This window comes from Paenibacillus sp. 11B (assembly GCF_030487755.1).
GTDB classification, from domain to species: domain Bacteria; phylum Bacillota; class Bacilli; order Paenibacillales; family Paenibacillaceae; genus Paenibacillus; species Paenibacillus vandeheii.
Map to the genome: position 1 here is coordinate 94,074 of NZ_JAUKNS010000006.1, position 21,405 is coordinate 115,478.

General features: G+C 48.0%; 20 protein-coding genes. 7 read left to right on the forward strand and 13 right to left on the reverse strand.

Annotated features, from left to right (window positions below; translation table 11 throughout):
- The first annotated feature begins 63 nt into the window (after positions 1–63).
- From Q0V21_RS24495 to csaA, 5 genes are all read left to right on the forward strand, one after another.
- A complete protein-coding gene (locus Q0V21_RS24495) occupies positions 64–600 on the forward strand; it encodes an RNA polymerase sigma factor (RefSeq protein WP_301881006.1) in 537 nt (178 codons plus the stop codon).
- A complete protein-coding gene (locus Q0V21_RS24500) occupies positions 584–1,708 on the forward strand; it encodes a DUF4179 domain-containing protein (protein WP_301881007.1) in 1,125 nt (374 codons plus the stop codon). The genes Q0V21_RS24495 and Q0V21_RS24500 overlap by 17 nt, the downstream gene beginning before the upstream one ends.
- Before the next feature lie 30 nt (positions 1,709–1,738).
- Complete coding sequence (locus tag Q0V21_RS24505; RefSeq protein WP_301881008.1) at positions 1,739–2,320, forward strand: VanZ family protein; 582 nt, start codon at positions 1,739–1,741, stop codon at positions 2,318–2,320.
- A 199-nt stretch (positions 2,321–2,519) separates the two neighbouring features.
- Positions 2,520–3,152 carry a uridine kinase gene (udk, locus tag Q0V21_RS24510; RefSeq protein ID WP_285079982.1) on the forward strand — a complete coding sequence of 211 codons (633 nt, stop codon included), beginning with the start codon at positions 2,520–2,522 and terminating at the stop codon, positions 3,150–3,152.
- A 168-nt stretch (positions 3,153–3,320) separates the two neighbouring features.
- Positions 3,321–3,650: a chaperone CsaA gene (csaA, locus tag Q0V21_RS24515; protein WP_024629442.1), complete on the forward strand. Its 330-nt coding sequence runs from the start codon at positions 3,321–3,323 to the stop codon at positions 3,648–3,650.
- A 230-nt stretch (positions 3,651–3,880) separates the two neighbouring features.
- Here the strand turns inward: csaA and Q0V21_RS24520 are convergent, their stop codons facing one another.
- Positions 3,881–4,717, reverse strand: coding sequence for an AraC family ligand binding domain-containing protein (locus Q0V21_RS24520; protein WP_301881009.1), 837 nt, complete (start codon positions 4,715–4,717; stop codon positions 3,881–3,883).
- A gap of 195 nt (positions 4,718–4,912) precedes the next feature.
- Between Q0V21_RS24520 and melA the strand changes: the two genes are divergently transcribed.
- Positions 4,913–6,214 carry an alpha-glucosidase/alpha-galactosidase gene (melA, locus tag Q0V21_RS24525; RefSeq protein ID WP_301881010.1) on the forward strand — a complete coding sequence of 434 codons (1,302 nt, stop codon included), beginning with the start codon at positions 4,913–4,915 and terminating at the stop codon, positions 6,212–6,214.
- Positions 6,215–6,293: 79 nt separating this feature from the next.
- Here the strand turns inward: melA and Q0V21_RS24530 are convergent, their stop codons facing one another.
- The 10 genes from Q0V21_RS24530 to ytxJ form a co-directional block, all read right to left on the reverse strand.
- A complete protein-coding gene (locus tag Q0V21_RS24530) occupies positions 6,294–7,004 on the reverse strand; it encodes a response regulator (protein WP_301881011.1) in 711 nt (236 codons plus the stop codon).
- 1 nt (position 7,005) lies between these two features.
- Complete coding sequence (locus tag Q0V21_RS24535) at positions 7,006–8,586, reverse strand: ATP-binding protein (protein WP_301881012.1); 1,581 nt, start codon at positions 8,584–8,586, stop codon at positions 7,006–7,008.
- 8 nt (positions 8,587–8,594) lie between these two features.
- The gene (locus Q0V21_RS24540) at positions 8,595–10,934 is read right to left on the reverse strand and encodes a histidine kinase (protein ID WP_301881013.1); all 2,340 of its coding nucleotides are present in this window, start codon (positions 10,932–10,934) and stop codon (positions 8,595–8,597) included.
- Positions 10,935–11,147: 213 nt separating this feature from the next.
- The gene (gene kdpC, locus Q0V21_RS24545; protein ID WP_301881014.1) at positions 11,148–11,708 is read right to left on the reverse strand and encodes a potassium-transporting ATPase subunit KdpC; all 561 of its coding nucleotides are present in this window, start codon (positions 11,706–11,708) and stop codon (positions 11,148–11,150) included.
- Positions 11,709–11,745: 37 nt separating this feature from the next.
- A complete protein-coding gene (gene kdpB / locus Q0V21_RS24550; RefSeq protein WP_483312386.1) occupies positions 11,746–13,890 on the reverse strand; it encodes a potassium-transporting ATPase subunit KdpB in 2,145 nt (714 codons plus the stop codon).
- A gap of 67 nt (positions 13,891–13,957) precedes the next feature.
- A complete protein-coding gene (gene kdpA, locus Q0V21_RS24555; RefSeq protein ID WP_301881015.1) occupies positions 13,958–15,637 on the reverse strand; it encodes a potassium-transporting ATPase subunit KdpA in 1,680 nt (559 codons plus the stop codon).
- Positions 15,638–15,701: 64 nt separating this feature from the next.
- Positions 15,702–15,779 (reverse strand): potassium-transporting ATPase subunit F, encoded by a 78-nt coding sequence (locus Q0V21_RS32940; protein ID WP_082350862.1) that lies wholly within the window; start codon positions 15,777–15,779, stop codon positions 15,702–15,704.
- 627 nt (positions 15,780–16,406) lie between these two features.
- Positions 16,407–17,603, reverse strand: a complete 1,197-nt coding sequence (locus Q0V21_RS24560; protein ID WP_301881016.1) for a spr1629 family repressor/antitoxin — start codon at positions 17,601–17,603, stop codon at positions 16,407–16,409.
- A gap of 34 nt (positions 17,604–17,637) precedes the next feature.
- Positions 17,638–18,396, reverse strand: a complete 759-nt coding sequence (locus tag Q0V21_RS24565) for a spr1630 family ClpXP-sensitive toxin (RefSeq protein WP_301881017.1) — start codon at positions 18,394–18,396, stop codon at positions 17,638–17,640.
- A gap of 182 nt (positions 18,397–18,578) precedes the next feature.
- A complete protein-coding gene (gene ytxJ / locus Q0V21_RS24570; protein WP_301881018.1) occupies positions 18,579–19,118 on the reverse strand; it encodes a bacillithiol system redox-active protein YtxJ in 540 nt (179 codons plus the stop codon).
- 374 nt (positions 19,119–19,492) lie between these two features.
- Between ytxJ and Q0V21_RS24575 the strand changes: the two genes are divergently transcribed.
- Positions 19,493–20,365 carry a hypothetical protein gene (locus Q0V21_RS24575; protein WP_301881019.1) on the forward strand — a complete coding sequence of 291 codons (873 nt, stop codon included), beginning with the start codon at positions 19,493–19,495 and terminating at the stop codon, positions 20,363–20,365.
- Between the two features lie 116 nt (positions 20,366–20,481).
- Here the strand turns inward: Q0V21_RS24575 and Q0V21_RS24580 are convergent, their stop codons facing one another.
- Both Q0V21_RS24580 and Q0V21_RS24585 read right to left on the reverse strand, forming a co-directional pair.
- Positions 20,482–20,913 (reverse strand): VOC family protein, encoded by a 432-nt coding sequence (locus Q0V21_RS24580; protein ID WP_301881020.1) that lies wholly within the window; start codon positions 20,911–20,913, stop codon positions 20,482–20,484.
- Positions 20,914–21,112: 199 nt separating this feature from the next.
- Positions 21,113–21,340: a hypothetical protein gene (locus Q0V21_RS24585; protein ID WP_024629454.1), complete on the reverse strand. Its 228-nt coding sequence runs from the start codon at positions 21,338–21,340 to the stop codon at positions 21,113–21,115.
- Between the last annotated feature and the right edge of the window lie 65 nt (positions 21,341–21,405).

Genomic DNA, 21,405 nt, shown 5'->3' on the forward strand with positions numbered 1-21,405 from the left:
TAATCTATGTAAAACCAACCAAGGGCTGTCTTGATAGTCCCCTAATGAAAGGAGCTGTTATCCATGGATTCAACCGATCTCATAAACCAAGCCATAGAGGGAGATCGCGATGCCTTTATCAGGCTCATAAGAGAGATTGAAAATTCCCTATACAATACCGCAAAATCCATGCTGCGAAAAGAGGAGGATGTGGCTGATGCCATTCAGGAGACTATCCTGAAAGCTTATAAATCAATGCACACCCTTCGTGAACCCCAGTATTTCAGAACCTGGATGTTCCGCATCCTTATTAATGAATGTAATACCATGTTATCCCGCCGTTCCCTCTCCACCTCCTATGCGGAGGTGCCAGCACAGCAGAAGGAACATTCCAGTCCCTACGATGAGGTAGACATGAGAGAAGCAGTTGACCGGCTAGAAGAATCGAAACGAATCGTCATTGTGCTGCACTATTTTGAGGACTTGTCCCTGCGTCAAGTTGCAGATGCACTGGGCATATCCGAAAGTGCCGTGAAAATGAGACTCACCCGGGCAAGGCAGGAACTGTACCATAAATTCAAAAACTTTCGGGAGGTAAAATTGTATGTCAAACCCGTTTAATATGGATCAGAAATTAAAGGAACACGCGAAGGAGCGTCCCGTCATGTCTGAACTCGTACGTAATCGAATCGATGCTACACTGGAGTCACTGTCTGAGTCATCTCACACCTTGAAAACAGAACATGCTAAGCACCCCAGTCGACTTCAAAAGGGATTGCGTCGTACCGCAGCTGCTACCATCGCAGCCGGGGTATTAGGCGTGACTGTATTCGCATCCGGCTTTGTATCACCAGCCATGGCGGACTCCTTACGCAATATTCCACTGGTGGGCAGCCTCTTCAGTTCGATTGAAGCCGATATGGGTCTGAAAAACGCAGGCAACGAAGGTCTGACAACTATGGTAAATAGCAAGGTCACCTACCAGGATGTGAAGCTGGAAGTGCTGGAAACGGTATATGACGGTACACGTGCAGCGTTTTTAGTTCAATTCACTGCGCCCAATCTGAATCAAGGCGAATATGACAACGGTAAAGATATTGTGAAGCTAAGCAATGGGATTGATAACGTCTTTTTCAATGTAAACGGGTCACGTCAGGACACGGGTCTGTTCTACAGTTCCATAGGAGAAACGCAGCCAAACACGCTGCTCTTTGAACAAGTCATCCCCTCCGAGCAGAATTCGGCCTTCCCGGATCAATTTGACGCCGAAATTAAGTTGACGCTGCAAGGAATTGATCATGAGTTCAAGCTAAATATTCCTTTTACCAAATCAACAGACGATATCCAGCATGTTCTGCCTGACACTACAATCTCGAACGATCTGTATACTGCTGCTGTTACGGAAGCCAAAGTTACACCTGTTACAACACGCATATCTACAATCATTTCCTTAAACAACAAAAGCACACTTACCGCGCAAGATGAAGAGCAGTTGCGCCATATCGGATTTGCCATTTTCGATGATCAGGGCCGGCAATTGACAGCCCTTAGCGGTGAGGGCTTGTATGAGGGAAACCAGTTGAGATCCGAGCGAATTTATGCCACAACATCCAAGCATCTGAAGTACTTAATCGTGAAGCCTTTTGAGATTAAGGATGATTTTACGGAAGTGATCAAAGACCATCAATTCATCAAGGGAATGGACATTAAGGTCAACTTGAATCAGTAATAAATCATATCCTTTTGAAGGAGTCATTGTATGTCTGTTCAATATACGATTACATCTCTAAGCATACTCGGTCCATTATTCTTTCTGGTCCTGATTGCCCTGGTGTTCTACACCAGGGTATACAAAATCAGGTACACAGCCAGACAATATATTTTAGTGATCGCTTTTATCGTTTACCTTTTTGGAGTTATGCATTTTGTATTCTTCCCCATCGACATTAACATCGGAATATATGCCAATCAGACTCCGTGGTATAAGGCCATTCAGTGGATTCCTCTTCTGACTGCGGATGCACCGAGTTTCGCATTAAACATCCTGCTGTTTATTCCACTGGGGTTCATACTTCCTTTATTAAAACCTTGGGCTAATTCCATACGAACCGCTGCAATGGCAGGATTAACTCTAAGTTTTCTCATCGAAATGCTGCAGCTCCTGATTCGAGTTACCTTGGGCAATGGCCGCAGCACTGATATCAATGATCTAATTGCCAATACTGCAGGATGTGTGCTTGGGTATGTCACCTTGAATTTGTTCACAAAATGGGCCATTATACAACGCCTAATGACCACATGGAGGTTAAAACACGACCCATTACACAAATATAAGCATTAATTGATTGCATCAAGCGCACACCTCCCCTGGTAGGCAAAACATGGTCAATTCATTATGATGAAAAAAGCAGTCTGCTATGATACAATGAAGGAATTGTGTATTCACAGACAGACATGTGGATAAAGCCCATGAATGAATGATTTCTGGTACGCTTTATCCATGATCATGCTGCCACTCTAGGGAGGTTTATGGAACAACCATGCTCATTATTGGTATCGCCGGAGGAACCGGCTCCGGTAAAACGACGGTAGCTCGTTCCGTCATTGACCGTCTTGGATCGGGCAAAGTAACTTTTATATCCCAGGACAACTATTACAAAGACCAGTCGCAGCTCACCCCTGAGCAACGTCGACTCACCAATTACGATCATCCGTTTGCATTCGATAATGATCTGTTGATTGAGCATCTCACCCTGTTAAAACAAGGCCAAACGGCATATGCTCCCGTATATGACTTCACCATAGATAATCGTGCCGCGGATGAAACGGTTGAACTGGCACCAAACCATATCATTATTGTGGAAGGACTGCATGTTCTGATCGATGAGCATCTCCGCGCTCTTCTGGATATTAAGGTATTTGTCGATACGGATTCTGATGTGCGTATTCTGCGCAGAGTTCTGCGGGATATGGAAGAACGTGGCCGTACGATTCAATCCGTATATAAACAATATCTCGAAACCGTCAAACCGATGCACGATGCTTTTATCGAGCCTTCCAAAAAGTATGCAGACATCATCATTCCCGAAGGTGGACATAATGAGGTCGGTATTCAAATGTTATCCATTCTGACTGAGAAATATCTGACTGGTGAACAGTGGAATGGCGCTTAATTAAACATGCTGATGCATTACTTGCCCTGCATTCATCACGTTTGAGTGAATGACAGAGAGATCCTACAGCATGACCACTGAAATCCAGATTGCGATTTAGCGCAATCTGGATTTTTTGGGTATTTCTATTTTATAATGGACTCTATAGCTGAAAGGAGACATCACCACATGGCTACTTTTGAAGAGTTTATACAGCATGATATCCGCGTTGGTACAGTGGTGGAAGCCGAACCTTTTCCTAAGGCTCGAATCCCTGCCATCAAAATGACTATCGACTTTGGCCCACTCGGCCTCAAACGTTCAAGCGCCCAAATTACAAAACATTATACCCCCGATATGATGATCGGCAAGCAGGTTATTGCCGTAGTCAATTTTCCGCCGCGCCGAATTGCTGGTTTTGTATCGGAAGTGCTGGTGCTTGGCGGCGTGCCTGGTGAAGGTGACGTTGTTTTGTTAACGCCAGACCAGACATTACCCAACGGCACGCCGATTGCCTGATTTTTTCATGATAATGCGATTCTGTCTTTTCACCTTAAAGCATAATGCTATAAATCTTCCGATTCGTGGTCTTTTACCATGCAAATCAGTCCAGCCGGAACGATTTCCAATCCCAAGTGCCACATTAATCATCCACAAAAGGATTGCTTCATAAGTCATGAACATGACTTTGCAGCAATCCCTTTTGAATTTAACTCCCCACTCTTCCCAATACATACAACAGAATGAAGTTATTCTCCCTGCTCCATGCTTCTCGATTCTTTCGGAGACACACCGTTCACTCGCTTGAACATCTTGGAAAACAGCAATGGATCTGTATACCCCACCGAGTGAGCCACTTCGCTAACCGACAACGACGAATGCTGCAGCAGTTCAGCTGCACGGTTCATCCGGTATTCGAGAAAGAATGCCTGTAATGACTTACCATACCTTTCCTTGAAAAGTCCTGACAGATATGTACGGTCCAGACCTACAGCTCGGGCAATATCAAGGATTGAAGTTCTCTGACTATACCTGATCTCCATAAACTGAACCGCCTGCCTGATGTATTCCTCCTTGGTAGACAGAGGCCGCTGCACCTGCTCTCCTGCCGGAGAAGATGCGATCAGCTCTGCAATCAAGCGGTATAATAAGCTCTGGTTGAACACATCTCCCCCGGTACGTGTGGATGCCTGAACCATCTCCGCATACAACCGATCAAATATGTCTAAATCCCTGGCATCAAATATAGGATGTTCGGAACTTAACTGTGCCCGCTGCATGAATGTCTTGGCGTGCACCCCTCTGAAGCCAAACCAGGAATATGTCCAAGGTTGCTTCTCATCCGCCTCATAATGGATAAGGGTATCCGGAAAAATGATGAAACCCTGACCCTGTGTCAACTCGTATTGCCGATCCGCCATAAACACAGTGCCTTTGCCTTCGTGAATGTAATGAACAATGTAGGAATCCCGGACGCCAGGCCCCCAATAATGCGACGGATCACATGCCTGCCAACCGAAAAATAACAATACCAATTCCATCTGCGTCAAATCCATAGGAACCACGTTCGTTTCGACCAGTCTCACATTTCTCACCCCTTATGTTCATTACCGCAACAATCTCTTCACTAAAATTATAACAGGTAAATATGTAAATTATCAGCTGTAAACGAATCCAAAAATGGGATTATGCCATGTTTCAGAGAGGTTGAGCCATAGTTATACAGGCCTGATTCTCCTATATTGGAGGTACACCATTTATTCAGGGAGGCTGAACTTGAGATGAACAAAATTACGTTTCTCGGTGCGGGAAGCACCGTTTTTGTCAAAAATGTATTGGGTGACGTCATGATGACTGAAGCACTGCAAGATTTTGAGCTGGCGCTGTTTGATATTGATGCCGAGCGCCTAAATGATTCGGAGCGATTGCTTACCAGCATGGCACGTTCCCTCGGAAGCGGCTGTGCCATCAAAGCATATACCGACCGCAAGGAAGCGCTGCGCGGAGCCAAATATGTAATCAATGCTATTCAGGTGGGTGGATATGATCCATGTACAATTACGGACTTTGAAATTCCGAAGAAGTATGGACTGCGTCAGACCATTGCCGACACGCTGGGGATTGGCGGTATTTTCCGGAATCTGCGGACGATTCCGGTAATGCTCGATTTTGCCCGGGATATGCAGGAAGTGTGCCCTGATGCGTGGTTCCTGAACTATACCAACCCAATGGCGGTACTGACCAATGTCATGAATGTGCACGGCGGAATCAAAACCGTAGGTCTATGTCACAGCGTCCAGGTGTGCGTACCGCATCTGTTTGATGCACTGGGGATCGATCAGACGGGTGTAGTCGCGAAAGTTGCGGGTATCAATCATATGGCCTGGCTGCTGGAAGTCACTCGGGATGGTCAGGATCTGTATCCAGAGATTAAACGTCTGGCGAAGGAAAAGCAGAAAGAGCAGCATGATGACATGGTACGTTTTGAGTTGATGCAGCGCTTTGGATACTATGTTACCGAGTCTTCCGAACATAATGCCGAGTACCATCCTTATTTTATCAAACGGAACTACCCCGAGCTGATCGAACGATTCAACATCCCGCTGGATGAATATCCGCGCCGCTGCGTGAATCAGATTGAAGGCTGGAAGGAAATGCGTGAGAAGCTGTTATCCAGCGAAAATATTGAACATACGCGCAGCCGGGAGTACGCTTCGCATATTATGGAAGCCATGGAGACAGATCGCCCTTACAAAATCGGCGGTAATGTCATGAATAACGGGTTAATCACCAACCTGCCTCGTGAAGCATGTGTAGAGGTGCCTTGTCTGGTTGACGGTTCCGGTATCAGTCCAACGTATATCGGTGACCTGCCTCCACAACTGGCTGCCCTGAACCGGACCAATATCAATACCCAATTGCTGACGATTGAAGCTGCCATCACGGGTAAAAAGGAACATATTTATCATGCCGCCATGCTCGATCCGCATACTGCTGCCGAACTGTCTATGGATGATATCGTCGCGCTGTGCGATGAACTGATCGAAGCTCACGGAGACTGGCTGCCGAAGTACACATCATAAGAAATTCATGGTTTCGCACTTGAAAAGCGCCGATTTCCTCTCATTAGAGAGGGAGTCGGCGCTTTCAGGAGTTTTCATTTTATTTTCCAACCTCATCCTGAAGCAGGAAACGATAGCCGATTCCCGGCTCAGTCTGGATAAATCGAGGCCGCGTGGGATCTTCCTGCAATTTTTTACGCAGATGACCGACGTACACCCGTAAGTAATGGCTGTCTGACTCATGGTGATGCCCACCCCACACTTGTTGCAGCAGCTGCCGTTGGGTAATAATTTTGCCTGCGTTGGAAGCAAGTACTTTCAGCATTTCATACTCGGTTGGAGTTAACTTGACGGGTGATCCCTCCAGATCCACCTGCCTCTGGGCCAAATCAATCGTGAGCGGACCAAAGCGCAGTACAGGCTCATCCGTTGTTTTCGCCACATGGCGAAGAGCAACCCTAATCCGGGCAACCAGCTCGCCCATGCCGAACGGTTTGGTAACATAATCATCTGCCCCGCCGTCCAGTGCAGCGATTTTATCCTCTTCGCGTTCTTTCGCTGTCAGCACAATGACCGGTACCTGAGACCACTCCCGAATACGCTGAAGTACGTCCATTCCGGACATGCCGGGCAAGCCCAGATCAAGCACGATCAGATCGGGATGCACAATGCTCGCCTGGACGACCGCCTCTTCTCCGTCTGCACATTCATGAATCTCAAAGTTGTGCGCCTGAAGCGTAACCTTCAGCAGTTTGCGGATCTGTGGTTCATCATCCACAATCAATATGCGTGCGCCTTGTGGTGCCGTCATGTCATTCTTCCTCTCCTTGTCCCATATACGGGAATGATGCCTCGGGTTCTTCGGTAGGCAAACAAATGCACACCCGTGTCCCGCCTCCCGGATTCGGCTCTGCGGTAATCGTACCTCCATGAACCTCGACAATTCCTCTGCAGATGGCGAGTCCCAGTCCTGTACCTGTCACATGCCGTGACGATTCAGAACGATAAAACTTCTCAAACACCCGCTCTCGATCTGCTTCCGGGATCCCGACGCCCGCATCAGCCACCACAATGGTCATTCGTCCAAGCGACTCATCTGCCTTTACCGTAATGACGATTTCACTGTCGACCGGAGAATATTTAATGGCATTGCTGATGACGTTAACCAGGACCTGCTCCAGCAATACCTCGTCTCCAGATATAAATGGCGGTTGATCCGGCAAATCCACACGGATGCGGCGGTGCTGAATAAATTGCTGAACCTGCCCCAGCACAATACCGATCATGTCACCCACATCACACCATTTCCTGCGCAGCTGCAGCATACCACTTTCCAGCTTCACCATGCCAAGCAAGTTGGTCACCAGCCTGTTCATCCGCAGCGCTCCATCCCGAATATTGCCTGTAAGTTCCTTTCGGTCCTCCGCGGTAAAAAGGGAATCATTCTCTAGCAGGCCTGTGGCTGAACCAATGATGGCGGTAAGTGGTGTACGCAGTTCATGAGATACTGAATCCAGCAGAGCGGTACGAATTCGCTCCGATTCAGCGGTCATTTGCGCCAGCCTCGCTTCCTCCGCCAGCTTAACACGAGCGATGGCGCTCGCCACCAGCCCGCCACAGGCTTCCAGCAAACGCAGTTCCTCCCGCTGCTCATAAAGATCACTGGATTCCAGATTCACGGCAAGCACCCCGTGAATCTGGTCTTCTGTACGCAGCGGCACATACAGCCCAGACGATTCCCGCAGACTGGACGATCCGCGTCCAGCTACTTCTCCATGGATGTATACCCACTTGGCAATGGCAGCCTCAGACTCACTTTTGCCCCAGCCTGCGAAATCCGGTTCGCCCGAAGATGAGGTAACCGCGAGCTCCCCGTCAGAATTAGGAAGATATAATGCCGCCGGAGCCCCAAGTGTTAGAGAGACTTGCCTCGCAATATTGTTCAGCAGTGTATCCAAATCTGTAACAGCCGTCATCTGACGGCTTAAAGCATACAGCGAATTTGTCGTATTCTCACGCTGTTTCACCATCTCCAGTTGCTGCCGCAGGCGCCCTGCCAAACTTGCGGTTAATACCGCAACTGCCAAATACACGACAAAAGAGAAAATATATCGTAAATCTTCAACCGTAAAGCTCAGATACGGGGGTACAAAAAAGAAGTCAAAGGCAACAACGCTAAGACTTGCTGCGTATATCGCCGGTCCCAATCCCCAGTAAACGGCACTGACCAATACGGGGAAAAGATAAATCAGCCCCACGTTAACCAGATCCTCGCTCATACCGATCGTATGAAGCAACATAGTTAACAAGGCGATGCCGAGGGTTACCCATATATATTTGGGGACACGCTTCAGCTTCAACCAAACCGCTTCCCCTTTGGTTCGTTCAGACACAGTACAATTCACATCCCGCTCTGATCATAATCGTAATCTGCAACAATCAATACATCTATATGCCTCGATAGCCGTACCAGCCTGCTGACAACCGATCCTTTTCCACGGTAGCCATTCAGCCACCAGACACGTTTTGCCTGACCCACTACAAGCTGCGTTGCTTTTTCTTCAGAAGCTCTACCTGCCAAAATACCAGGCACATCTCTCAGTCTCAGACAGTGATGAATGTAAAATTCCCCGCCCAATCGGACCGTGAGCTGTTCCAGCTCCTCCAATTGACACCTTGCCTCGTCACTCATAACCTTGCCTACATAAACATGATGCACATGCCAGACCGCCTTCAGTCGATAGGCGGTACGAAATCCACGCCGGATCAGCCGATCGGCATGTTCATCACAGCTTACGCAGACAAAGACTGCTTCCTGTCTGCGCCAGGGACCGCGCAGCGCGCTTTTGGGCTCCTGAGATTCCAAACGTTCATCCACATCATCCGCCAGTTCGCGCAGGGCAAGTTCCCGCAAGGCAATCAGATTGCCAATGCGAAAGAAATGCTCCAGTGCTTGATTCACCTTGGCTGCTGCATAGATTTTACCCTCCCGCATGCGCTGCCGCAAGGCCTGCGGGGCTACATCAATGAGCTGAACCTCATCCGCCATTTGCAAAATCTGATCCGGCACCGTCTCTCGGACCCGAATCCCCGTAATATGTTCCACTGCATCGTTCAAACTTTCCAGATGCTGCACATTAACTGTGGTGATGACGGAAATACCTGCCTCCAACAGAAGAAGCACATCTTCGTACCGTTTTTGCCGCATGCTTCCTGGAATATTTGTATGTGCAAGTTCATCCACCAACACCACTTCGGGACACAGACGGAGAATCGCCTCGGTATCCATCTCCTCCAATTGGACCTCCTGATATATCCGCTGCTCCCGTGGAATTACGGACAATTGACCAATCTGCTCCACCGTCTCCGCCCGATTATGCGTCTCCAACAGACCAATCTGCACGTCGATGCCTTTACGAAGCAGATCATTGCCTTCCCGGAGCATCATATAGGTTTTCCCTACGCCTGGGGCAGCACCGATATATACTTTGAACTTACCACGCCGAATCTGGCCGATCTGTTCTTTCATTTCCTGCTCGCTTAACCTGCGATAGGTCGGTGTCTCCATTTCGGGCAAACGGGCAGGGAGCACACGCTCTCCCTCCTGCTGTGCTCGATCCGCCAACAGGAAAAGATCGACGCCCCGCATCCTGCGCAGCAGGGAGTTAACGAATGATCCTTGCCACAGCTCCTGCCAGCGGGTGTGTCGTGAATGTCCCATTACGATTCGGGTAATCTGATGCTGGACCGCATATTGTGCCAGCGTTGATGGCATTTTCCGGCGATGTACGACAGTTAATTCCTCGAATCGACCACCAAACTTCTCTACCAGTTTGATCATGCTGCGACGGAAAACAATAGCCTCCTTGGTTAACGGCTGCTTCATATTGCGGAAGGTCACGGCTTGCAAATCCCCGTTCAGCCTCTTCGCAATCTGTTGTCCGCGCCGAATGTAGATCGACCCATTCCAGTGATATTGGGTGGATACCAGAATACGTTCCATGATGCCTGTCGTCACGGTAATGCCCATCTCTTCCCGGTGCTCTCGCAGCGATTCGTTAACCCCTTCCGCGACAAGCCGGAGAGCCAGCTCACGTAAAACACCCAGATTCCCCTGTCGAAACACCGCTTCTCCTTCATGTCCCCTAAGATGTCCCTCAGCGAGTCGGCTCAATACCGTTTCCGGCGTCACGTCGATCAGCTTCACCTCATCGGCCAGTTCAAGGGTATCCGCAGGCACGGTATGTTCCACGGCGATACCCGTAAGCTGACGTGCAAGCTCCGTATATCCCTCCAGCTCATATACGTTCACCGTTGTAATGACGCTGATGTTATGCCGCAGCAAATACTGTATATCCTCCAGCCGTGTTGCGTGACGTGCTCCTTTCCGGTTTCGATGGGCCAATCCGTCAACGAGCACCACTTCCGGATTACGCGCGAGCAGGGCGTCCAGATTCAGGTCCTTCATCTCCATGCCGTCTTTCCCACGAGACCAGTGAATGCTTGGAATCCGTTCCAACTCACCCAGCTGCTCCACCGTCTCCGGTCTGCGCATGGTCGACACGGCGCAGATGACGACATCAATACCCTGCTGGCGCAATGTGTTTCCTTCCCTCAGCATATGATATGTTTTGCCTGAGCCACTTACTGGACCAATGTAAATTTTCAAGGTGCCCTGCTGCAGCTTCGTAATCATCTTCAAAATGTCTTCCGGAGACTTGCGCTTGAAGCTGTCCTCCATCCCGCCCACTCCCCCTATCCATAACTGTTACACAACATGGAGAAAGCCCCTTCCGAAACTCGGAAGAAGGCCAGATATGGTTTTTCATACAACATACATCGCAGACTATATCTTATATGTGATTAACACATTTCCAAGCAAATGGAGCCCGAACAACGTATCCTTTCTGCAGACGGACCGTAAAATATGATCTCTTTCAAACACCCCGCTCCCTTACTTCAGCTCTGCCTTCAATACCAGATTCAGTGCGGTCACATTCACACGTGGCTCACCGAAGATGCCCAGCTGTCGCCCTTGTGTATGTTCCTCCACGATCTGGGCAAGCTGCTGCTCGCTAAGGCCTGTTGCCTGACTAATACGAGGAATCTGTGCTTTTGCCGCTTCAGGTGACAGATCCGGGTCCAGACCCGAACCCGAACTCGTCACGAGATCCGCAGGAATGTGCTGCAAGCCCGGGTTCTCCTGTTGGACCAGAGCCACCTTTTCCTTCATCTCAAGGATATACGCCTCAGACGCCACGGCGCGATTGGAACCTGCTGAAGCTGTTCCATCATAACTGGCGTTCGAGGCCCGGGGCTGGAACAGCCCCGGCGATTTTACTTCCTGCGCCAGCAGCGACGAACCGATTGTTTTTCCGTCCGCTGTGATCAGACTGCCGTTGGCATGATTAGGGAAAAGCAGTTGAGCCACTCCGGTCGTGACCAGCGGATAGACAATTCCGCAGATTAGCATAAGCACGACAGACAACCGGATGGCAGGCAGTACCTGTTTCATATGAATCACATCCTGATTTCATTATTAGTTGTACCATTTACACCAGATGAAGTCCCGACAGCACCAGATCGATCAGCTTGATTCCGATGAACGGCACGATCACGCCGCCTACGCCATAGATGAATACATTCCGTCCAAGCAGCCGCTCCGCGGACATGGCTCGATATTTCACACCCCGCATAGCGATAGGAATGAGCAGCGGGATAATGATGGCGTTGAAGATCAATGCAGACAGAATTGCGGACTGTGGTGAAGCGAGATTCATAATATTCAATGCCTGGAGCTGCGGCATAGCCAAAATAAACATGGCCGGAATGATGGCGAAATACTTGGCAATATCATTCGATATCGAAAAAGTCGTCAGCGCGCCGCGGGTAATAAGCAGCTGCTTGCCAATGGAGACGACCGACAGCAGCTTGGTCGGGTCGGAATCCAGATCAATCATGTTGGCCGCTTCCTTGGCTGCCATGGTGCCTGAATTCATCGCCAGGCCTACATCGGCCTGTGCCAGAGCAGGAGCATCATTGGTCCCGTCGCCCGTCATGGCGACGAGCTTTCCTTCCTGCTGCTCTTTTTTGATCGCAGTAATCTTGTCTTCCGGTTTCGCTTCGGCAATAAAATCATCCACGCCCGCTTCCAGCGCAATGGTCGCCGCCGTCAGTGGGTTATCGCCCGTACACATAATCGTCTTGATACCCATAGCTCGCATCTCGGCGAATTTCTCCTTCAGACCTGGCTTCACCGTATCTTTCAGATAGATTACACCATAAATCTGGTCGTCCATTGCAACAGCAAGCGGTGTACCCCCAGCCTTCGCAATTCGGTTGGCTATATCATCCAAATCCCCAGGTATCCGTCCTCCACGGGAGGAAATATGGCGTTTGATCGCATCCACCGCACCTTTGCGAATCTGCTTCCCACCGCTTAGATTCAGACCCGACATACGGGTCTCTGCGGTGAAGCTCACATGCTCTGCATCTGCATATTCCGTCTCCGCCCAGTTCTCGCCCTGCTTGCCAGCTAACTCAACGACCGAGCGCCCCTCTGGTGTCTCATCCACTACGGAAGCTTGCAGCGCAGCCCGGGTCATCTCCTGTGCTGACACCCCCTGAACAGGGACAAACTCAGCAGCCATGCGGTTTCCGTACGTGATCGTTCCGGTTTTGTCCAGGATCAGCGTATCAATATCGCCTGCCGCTTCCACCGCTTTCCCCGACATGGCGAGTACGTTGAACTGTGTTACGCGGTCCATGCCTGCGATCCCAATGGCGGATAACAGCCCGCCGATCGTTGTTGGAATCAGACAGACGAGCAACGCGATTAGTGTCGCCAGATCAAGCCGGATGCCCAGGTAGCTTGCCATCGGAACCATCGTTAATATGACAATCAGAAAAATTAGGGTCAACACGGCAAGCAGTGTAGTCAGCGCAATTTCATTCGGTGTTTTCTGACGCTGTGCACCTTCAACAAGTGAGATCATCCGGTCGAGGAACGACTCCCCCGGATCGGTCTGTACACGCATGACAATATAGTCGGAAGTGACTCGTGTACCTCCCGTAACGGAGGAGAAGTCACCACCTGCCTCCTTGATCACAGGGGCAGATTCCCCGGTAATGGCGGACTCGTCGATGGAGGCCAGCCCTTCAATGATCTCACCGTCCGTGGGAATCAGCTCTCCCGCTTCTACACGGACGAGATCTCCTTTTTTCAACTGGGTCGAAGACACTTGCTTGAGGGTTCCGTCTTTCTGTACCAGATTCGCCGTTGTGTCCGACTTCGTCTTGCGCAGTGTGTCTGCCTGAGCTTTGCCCCGCCCCTCTGCCAGTGCTTCAGCAAAGTTGGCAAACAGCAACGTGAATAACAGGATGAGAAACACTGCGATGTTGTACCCTCGCCCTGCCTCGGATGCAACAAACAGGTCCGGATTAATACACAACAACAACGTGATGAGTGTGCCTACTTCAACGATAAACATCACCGGATTTTTGATCATGACGACCGGGTTCAGCTTTTTGAAAGCATCCAGGGATGCCTGAAGCAGAATCTCACGACTTAAAGTTTTAGTTCTTTTGGGAGTACCTTGATCTGTACCTGTACCTCGCGTTCCCTTACCATGAGGGCTAATCATGCCCATGCCTGTTCCTTCCACCGACTGCTCCTTCTTTCGTTCTATAGCATTCATTGCGTTAATCCACCTCCACACTCTACGTCCTCACTCATATCCCCATAACGGATTGCCGTACTCTCCATCAACGGATCATCGCCAAATGCTCTGCAATCGGTCCAAGTGCCAGTGATGGGAAGAACGTCAACGCACCGACCACCACAATCATCATCACCAGAATGCCTGCAAAAAGAGGCGTATGTGTGCGTAGTGTACCCGTTGTTACGGGAACCACTCGTTTGGTGGCCAGTGATCCGGCAATAGCAAGCATCGCGATCATGGAAATGTATCTTCCGAGCAGCATCACCACACCAATGGCGATGTTGTAAAAGTCTGTGTTGGCATTCAGTCCGGCAAACGCCGATCCATTATTGGCAGCCCCGGATGCAAAAGCATAAAGCACCTCGGTCAGGCCATGCATGCCTGAGTTCGAAATCGAAGCTACAGCTTCCGGGCGCATGAGCGCCAACGCAGTTGGACCGAGAATAATCAAAGGGTGAATGAGCAGCGCAATGGACGCGAGTTTCACTTCTTTGCCCTCGATTTTTTTGCCCAGAAATTCAGGGGTTCGCCCAACCATCAGCCCACAGATAAATACAGCCAGAATGACATAGAGCAATCCGTTGAGCAAACCTACTCCTTTGCCGCCGAATACGTTGTTGAGCATCATTTCAGCCAATGCCACCATCCCGCCGAGTGGAGTAAGCGACTCATGCATATTGTTCACCGACCCTGTTGTAGCTGCTGTTGTGACTGCCGTGAAGAGCGCCGATTCGGATATTCCGAACCTGACCTCTTTACCTTCCATATTGCCTTGAATGCCCATCGCATCCAGCGCAGGCACACCGCGATATTCCGAAACAAATACCGTAGTCAGCATGATGAGGAAAAGAAAACTCATGGCCGCAAACAGAGCCCAGCCCTGCTTCCGGTTGTTCACCATGATGCCGAAGGCATACACCAGCGAGGTTGGCAGCAGCATCATGCAGACGATATGCACCAAGTTCGACAACGCTGTTGGATTCTCAAATGGATGCGCTGCATTCGTTCCGAACCAGCCTCCACCATTGGTACCTAGGTGCTTGATCGACTCCAGCGAAGCGACCAGCCCGCGGCTAATCGTTTGCTGCGCCCCCTCCAGCGTGGTTGCGTTCACCGCTCCCGCCAGTGTCTGCGGCACACCCTGGAATACCAGGAACAGCGCTACAATGAAGCTCAGCGGTAAAAAGATTCTCGTGATTGACCGTACCATGTCGACGTAAAAGTTACCCAGTCCATCCCGGCGGCCGACCAGCCCGCGAATGAATGCAATTGCCACCGCGAAGCCGGTCGCCGCCGAGGTGAACATCGGAAACGTCACTGCCAGCATCTGTGACAGATACGACAGGGAGTTCTCGCCGGTGTACGACTGCCAGTTCGTGTTGGTCATGAACGAAACAGCCGTGTTGAATGCCTGCGCCGCAGGCATATTGGCGATGCCATCCGGGTTGAGTGGCAAATATTGTTGCAGCCGCAGCACCAGAAACATCAACAACAGCATGACGAAGTTGGAGAGGAGCACGGCCGACAGGTACTTTTTCCAACCCATCGACTCGTTCTCCTTCACCCCCATCAATCGATACAACAGTCGCTCAGGTCCGCCAAATATCCGATCCAGCCCTGTTCGCTTGCCGTCAAACACCTTCACCAGATAACTCCCCACTGGCTTCACCAGCAGTATGATGATTAGCAGCGTTACCGCTACTTGTAATAAACCACTACTCATATCCGCATTTCCTCCCTAAAAATCGACGATCCGAGTGCTTCTGGATTCGTGCATAAGGCGACCATCAGAATTTCTCCGGCCTCACCAGCACGTAACCGAGATAGATCACCAGCGCGAGCACAATCATCCCGATGACGATCATATGGCTCCTCCCCTTTCTTGCCCTAAGCTTTCTCACAAAACTTTACAAATCCCCAGAACACCACAAACAACAGCACAACCAGCCCGATTATCGTGGCATCATTCACCATGTGTTCTCCTCCCTCTCTCTACCGTTCTTGCAACCTTCTACATATGAAATCGTAATACGAAACGCTGTAAAAAGGGGGTAAAGAAATACCCGCCAGGGTGTAAAAAAAGCGTAAAAAAGACCCGCTCACCTCAGCTATTAGCTGAAGGGAACAGGTCTTTGTGCATTTTTATACTAAGCAATCATTACCTATTACGGTCTGTCTTCAAATTAAATCAAGCTCTACCATGATGGAGGTCAGCTTCTAAAAAGTCTTAAAGTTCAAGCATGCTGATGCTGGCGAATGAGTAGACGATTTTCTAAGGAACACAGGACGTCTTATTTTGCCTTCGAGCCCTCTTTTTATAAAGTAAGGAACATCAGACACGTTATTTCCCAAAGTCCCCTGACAAAAACGCTTCAAATGGCTGTTCATTCTGATACAGCGTGTCTCAGGTTCCTTAGATTTCTGCAAGCGCTTCAAACCCTTGAATAAGACGTCTCAGATTTGTTAGCGCTCGCTCCTTGCTCTGCTCCATTTCAAGAACTACGTGTGGGCATTTCCCTAACATTTTGAGTGCTAGTTTCTCGCTTATTGGTCATGTATTTGTTAAAAAAGTCAGTACTAATTCCCGTCATGTGATGAAAGAAGGAAGTCTCCACTTTCCAATCCTCCTCAATCATATAACGAATATCCAAAAGGCCTTTCTTTGAGAGAAGATCAACAATGGTTTTGATCCTCATGGGTTTTTGAAGAGGAATAGAGGAATCGAAAGGCTCTTTCTCCAAATAGCCTCTACGATGCATTGCTGCATAGAAATTCCGATGGTCCTTCGTTCCCATAATTCCTAAATGGGCTGCTCTGTACCCTAAAACTTGTAGTGAGGTTTTCCATTTTTTTTTGAGTTCCAGGTAATTATCTGGATTAGTAATATGAGCAATTTCTTTTACATCCCTTAAAAACTCGTTTTCTGGTAATAAGAATGCCGTAGCAAATATATTTGCTTCATTCTCAATCATTTTGTGCTCTTTCCGGTCCAGATTAACAAATTCAAGACGATAATGCAGCAATAGATGACCCAACTCATGTGCAATATCAAAATTTCTGCGTACCGCCGAACGCTTCATATTACCCAGTATGATAAACGGGCGATTACTTTCCGTCCAAAGGCTGTATGCATCAATGGCCTCACCAATGGCCTTTTCAAATACAAAAACACCGCTCTTTTCGATCAGAAACATTAGGTTTTCATTCGTGAAAGGCTCCAAACCAAGCTTTTGGCGTGCCATTTGGGCAGCATGTTGGATCTGAGTGACTCGATCATCCTCAAAATGATTCAAATATTCAATAACCTCATCCCGCAGCTTAATAATATTAAGCGTCGGAAGGCTAATTTGTGCCGTAATGTAATTTACAAACGTATCTAGATATTCCACATGTTTTGCCTCTGTCTGCGTCTTGGATATAACATTCAACACTTTCGAACGATAGGCGATGTTCATGACATTAATGTTGGCAGGTGTCATGTGCTGGGCTAGCATATCTTTCGTGTAAAAATATTTACTTTTCACACTGAAAATGCGTTTCAACTCATTCACGATTTGCACTTTAGGAGATGTATAAGCGTTCTCGTATTGCCAAACTGCTTGTTCTGTCACACCTAACTTTTCGGAGAGCTGTTTTCTAGAATATCCATGCATGATTCGTAAATTGGTCAAATTTTCACCAATGAACATGCTGCTCCCTCCTTATTGTACTAACATTGCATAATCAACCCTGCTTATCCGCCTCCAAGATTTCGATATCATATGCGGCAGGGTCAACGATATCTTCCATATCTGGCGCAAGAACCTCGCGGTCATCATCATTCAAATCTGCACCAGAGATCAAATCAGATAAATCTTCTATAAAATAAGCTATATTATCTTCCGGATTGGGCAAATAATGCTGAACTTCAGATATTTGATATGCGTCATCAATGGCATAAGTAAGAATATGGAACTCATTATAAGTGGATGCAAAATTCTCAAGCTCCTCTTTTACACGACTTACTTGGCTTTCTGAAATAGGAAATGATAGTTGTTCAACTCTCTCCCCTTTTTCTTGTGCAGAAAATAAGCGCGGATCTGGGGAGAACTCCAAATCTTTATTGATTTTGGAGAGATCGTGGAGATACGTTCGAAACGGGCCTTTATTTCCCCCGCCAGTTGGTATTTTAGCTCGTGAGAAGCAATTCTCATTAAAATAGGCAGCATTCTTAATCATAAAAAGAATCTTCGAATCTTCATGCGTAAACTGAAGGTAGTCCCAAGTTAAACCCGCTTTGGATTTCTTGTGAGCAAAACCTTGTTGACCGCAATAGTCTGCTATTTTACTTTCAATAAAATTGCCCTTGGTCCAGGCAAAAGCTGAACTGATCTTCATATTTTCTCTTCGATCTTTACGGTGATCAATATAATCGCGATATCCATCCACAATAGCATTTACAATCATTTTACTATGTTCCGAATTAAATTTATATTGTTCCATAAGAATCACTCCGATTCCGATTATATGAAGGCAGTTTATATTTTAATCGAAATCAGATGGTATGGATATGATTTTTTTTGTTTTTTTTAAAGTTTCACCATATTCTCATAAAAAATACTCCCATTCATATCCATGACGAATTTATTCGTCCAGGCTATCAAAAGGAGTAATGTCTTCGCCCTTCATCCAAACGGATTCTGGGCCCATTGCAGCAATTTTTTTCGGGTAATTTTCCCGTGTGATGTATGTTGGATCACCCGGCCGCTGTCCAGCAGCAGAACTTGAGGCGATTCATGGTGAACCTCGGTATCTTCAGCGATGCGGCGGGAAAGCGTGCGGCTTTCAATAACTTTGACGATCCGGTATTCCATTTTTTGTGCAGGATTGGATGCATTCGAACCCACAAACGCCATAAACTCCCTGTATGCTCTTGCACTGATTGGACAGGTTGTACTGTGTTTCAGCAGCAGCACCGGATGATCCTGCGACCGCACAAGCAATTCTTCCCATTCCTCTTGCTTATGCAACTCCTTGACATGTTCACTCAGCATATCATCCAGCCCCGAGCCAGCACGTTTACTAACGACAGATCCAACCACGACGCCCAATGCCACACCAAAGGCAATACCCAGGCCAACCTGATTTGCAGCCACACCAATACTCGTTCCAATGGCGATGCCCACCCCAAGCCAAAGCGTTTGAGAATTCACTTTTTTATCCATGGAGATCATCCTCCCTAAAGAAATTCATAAAAAATATTAATTTTAATATAGAAGCAATCACTCATTTGCCTGTATAAAATGGCTATGGTAACCTAAGAATAGTCAACAAGGCGAGGTAAGATAGAACTCTCTTACTGCGCACGTCTGTTACGATGCAAAATCAATCCCACCGCAGGAGTCAACCTGTTTAACGGTGGGTTTTTGTTTATCACTTTCTTTAGAGCATTCCCACCGATTGTCTACCGAAAATTATATCATAGGCGCCCATTCAGGCGCTTTTATATTCTTCATCTAAGGGTACACTTTTGTGATACACTGATTGTAATTTGGCAACGATGAACATGAAGAAATGATTGGAAAGGCGGAAATTCGTTATGGCATATGCTTTTATGATCGAACCGCAGTATTATAACGCTTTGGAGAACGAGGACGAGCTGATTGAGAAGTGCCAGGAGTGGGGTTTGCTGTCGGAGAAAGCAACCAAGGTCAAAACGTTCTATTATAAAGGAAATGGACTGAATATGCCTTGTACCATCGTTGGCTTTGTCGATCATATGGCAGCCGTCATCCAACTGGACAATGAGCAGAAACACTGCATTCATCCGTCGTACCTGAAAGAAATGCAGGCGTCCAGCTATAATGTGAAAAGTTCAATTGGAGCGGGAACAGTCAAGCCCGGGGAACCGGTTGCTGCAACCCAACCAGATCATATCTCCAGCTCTGATACCGTTCAAGAGCCTGATGCTGCGTCTAATCTGGATGAAATTCCATCCGGTATGAATGCAATGGATTTCGAATCGGATGTGGACACGGATGACGATGATAACTCTTCTGCTCTAAAAGGCGACCCTGAGGGTCTGGTGGAAGAGTACGTTGGACCTGCAAATGCAACCAGCAGTGCAGCCAAACCTAAGGCCAAAACCGCAGGCAAAGCCAAATCAGTCAAGATTGAGCTGCCGGAGGGTAAAGTGAAAATGTCCGCCGTTGTGAAGGAATTTACGACCGTGCCGAACCACTTCTCCGACAATGATGACGAAATCATCATCTATGAAGCCGTAACAATCACGGAGCCTGAAGTCGTTGACATTGGCGAAGCCTGGTCCAGCCACAGTGCTACCATGAAGAAACAGGAGCTTGAGGTTGGTGATGTGCTTACGTTTGAAGCCAAAATCATCAAGAAAAAGCTGACCAGGAACCCTGTTCCTTATAAAATCAACAACCCCTCCAAGCTTCAGAAAGAGGTCTAGTTTTCAAGTAGCGTACGCCCATCCCCTTCTTTCAGCGTCGCAAAAAACCTCCAGACCATGTAACTCATGTCCTGGAGATTTTGTTTTTTTATATCAAAGACACGCTAACTCGCACTTTACTGATGGCTTGCTGCCACACAGCTAATTTGGAACTGAACGCCAAATTTATCAATAACCGTACCGTAGGCCGGACTCCAGAACGTTTCCTGAATCGGCATTTTCACTTTCCCGCCATCTTGCAGCTGGTTAAAGATTTCTTTGGCTTCCTCCGCGGTATCCGTATTCACTGTGACATTAACATGGTTACCCACTACATATGGCATGCCAGGAAATGTGTCGGACAGCATCAGCACAGAGCTGCCAATTTGCAAAGAAGCATGCATGATACGGTCTTTGGCTTCTGGTGGTACGGGGTGATCCGGATCGGATGGACCGTCGCCAAATGTCTGGAGAGCTAACACTTCGGCTCCAAATGCTTTTTTATAAAAATCCACTGCTTCACGTCCATTGCCATCCGTTACAAGATACACATTCAAGCTGATCGCCATGCGTTCTTCATCTCCTTGATATCATGTAATTAAACCACTAATGCCGCTTGCGACATGAGTATATACGAACAGGCTGTCCGTTGACAAGAGTACGGATAACAAGCTCATAGGTAGGATTATCCGCAAGCCTTCTTTTATCCAAAAAAAAGACCACTCTCCCGATTCCTGTCGGTCAAATGGCGTGGTCGATCCTATGAGGTTAGCGCGTTTTTACGATGCTATCTATTTCACTTTTCAACAAGAGGTATCGGTGAACACTTCTCATGATCGGGACCTTAGTTAGTTTATTCTTGTCTACATAAAGTTTCATCTGATCTTTGGTCAGACCCAACAAACTCCCTGCTTCAGATACCGTCAATACAACCTCGGGATTCGTAGCATTAAACGTTCTCTTCACTTTCTGGTTCCAGTCCTCGAATACCTGCATAGATCAGTGATCTCTCCTATCCATAGCCAGTCGTTCTCCAGGCTGAATAGATCCATTATACCATA

Bases quoted from the DNA above. Each gene is read 5' to 3' on its own strand.
- Q0V21_RS24540 (WP_301881013.1), bottom strand. From the start codon at position 10,934: ATGGAGGACAGCTTCAAGCGCAAGTCTCCGGAAGACATTTTGAAGATG.
- Q0V21_RS24575 (WP_301881019.1), top strand. From the start codon at position 19,493: ATGGCATATGCTTTTATGATCGAACCGCAGTATTATAACGCTTTGGAG.
- Q0V21_RS24560 (WP_301881016.1), bottom strand. From the start codon at position 17,603: ATGTTCATTGGTGAAAATTTGACCAATTTACGAATCATGCATGGATAT.
- Q0V21_RS24580 (WP_301881020.1), bottom strand. From the start codon at position 20,913: ATGGCGATCAGCTTGAATGTGTATCTTGTAACGGATGGCAATGGACGT.
- udk (WP_285079982.1), top strand. From the start codon at position 2,520: ATGCTCATTATTGGTATCGCCGGAGGAACCGGCTCCGGTAAAACGACG.
- csaA (WP_024629442.1), top strand. From the start codon at position 3,321: ATGGCTACTTTTGAAGAGTTTATACAGCATGATATCCGCGTTGGTACA.
- Q0V21_RS24500 (WP_301881007.1), top strand. From the start codon at position 584: ATGTCAAACCCGTTTAATATGGATCAGAAATTAAAGGAACACGCGAAG.
- Q0V21_RS24530 (WP_301881011.1), bottom strand. From the start codon at position 7,004: ATGACGGCACCACAAGGCGCACGCATATTGATTGTGGATGATGAACCA.
- melA (WP_301881010.1), top strand. From the start codon at position 4,913: ATGAACAAAATTACGTTTCTCGGTGCGGGAAGCACCGTTTTTGTCAAA.
- kdpC (WP_301881014.1), bottom strand. From the start codon at position 11,708: ATGAAACAGGTACTGCCTGCCATCCGGTTGTCTGTCGTGCTTATGCTA.
- Q0V21_RS24565 (WP_301881017.1), bottom strand. From the start codon at position 18,396: ATGGAACAATATAAATTTAATTCGGAACATAGTAAAATGATTGTAAAT.
- Q0V21_RS24585 (WP_024629454.1), bottom strand. From the start codon at position 21,340: ATGCAGGTATTCGAGGACTGGAACCAGAAAGTGAAGAGAACGTTTAAT.
- Q0V21_RS32940 (WP_082350862.1), bottom strand. From the start codon at position 15,779: ATGATCGTCATCGGGATGATTGTGCTCGCGCTGGTGATCTATCTCGGT.
- ytxJ (WP_301881018.1), bottom strand. From the start codon at position 19,118: ATGGATAAAAAAGTGAATTCTCAAACGCTTTGGCTTGGGGTGGGCATC.
- Q0V21_RS24495 (WP_301881006.1), top strand. From the start codon at position 64: ATGGATTCAACCGATCTCATAAACCAAGCCATAGAGGGAGATCGCGAT.
- kdpA (WP_301881015.1), bottom strand. From the start codon at position 15,637: ATGAGTAGTGGTTTATTACAAGTAGCGGTAACGCTGCTAATCATCATA.
- kdpB (WP_483312386.1), bottom strand. From the start codon at position 13,890: ATGAATGCTATAGAACGAAAGAAGGAGCAGTCGGTGGAAGGAACAGGC.
- Q0V21_RS24505 (WP_301881008.1), top strand. From the start codon at position 1,739: ATGTCTGTTCAATATACGATTACATCTCTAAGCATACTCGGTCCATTA.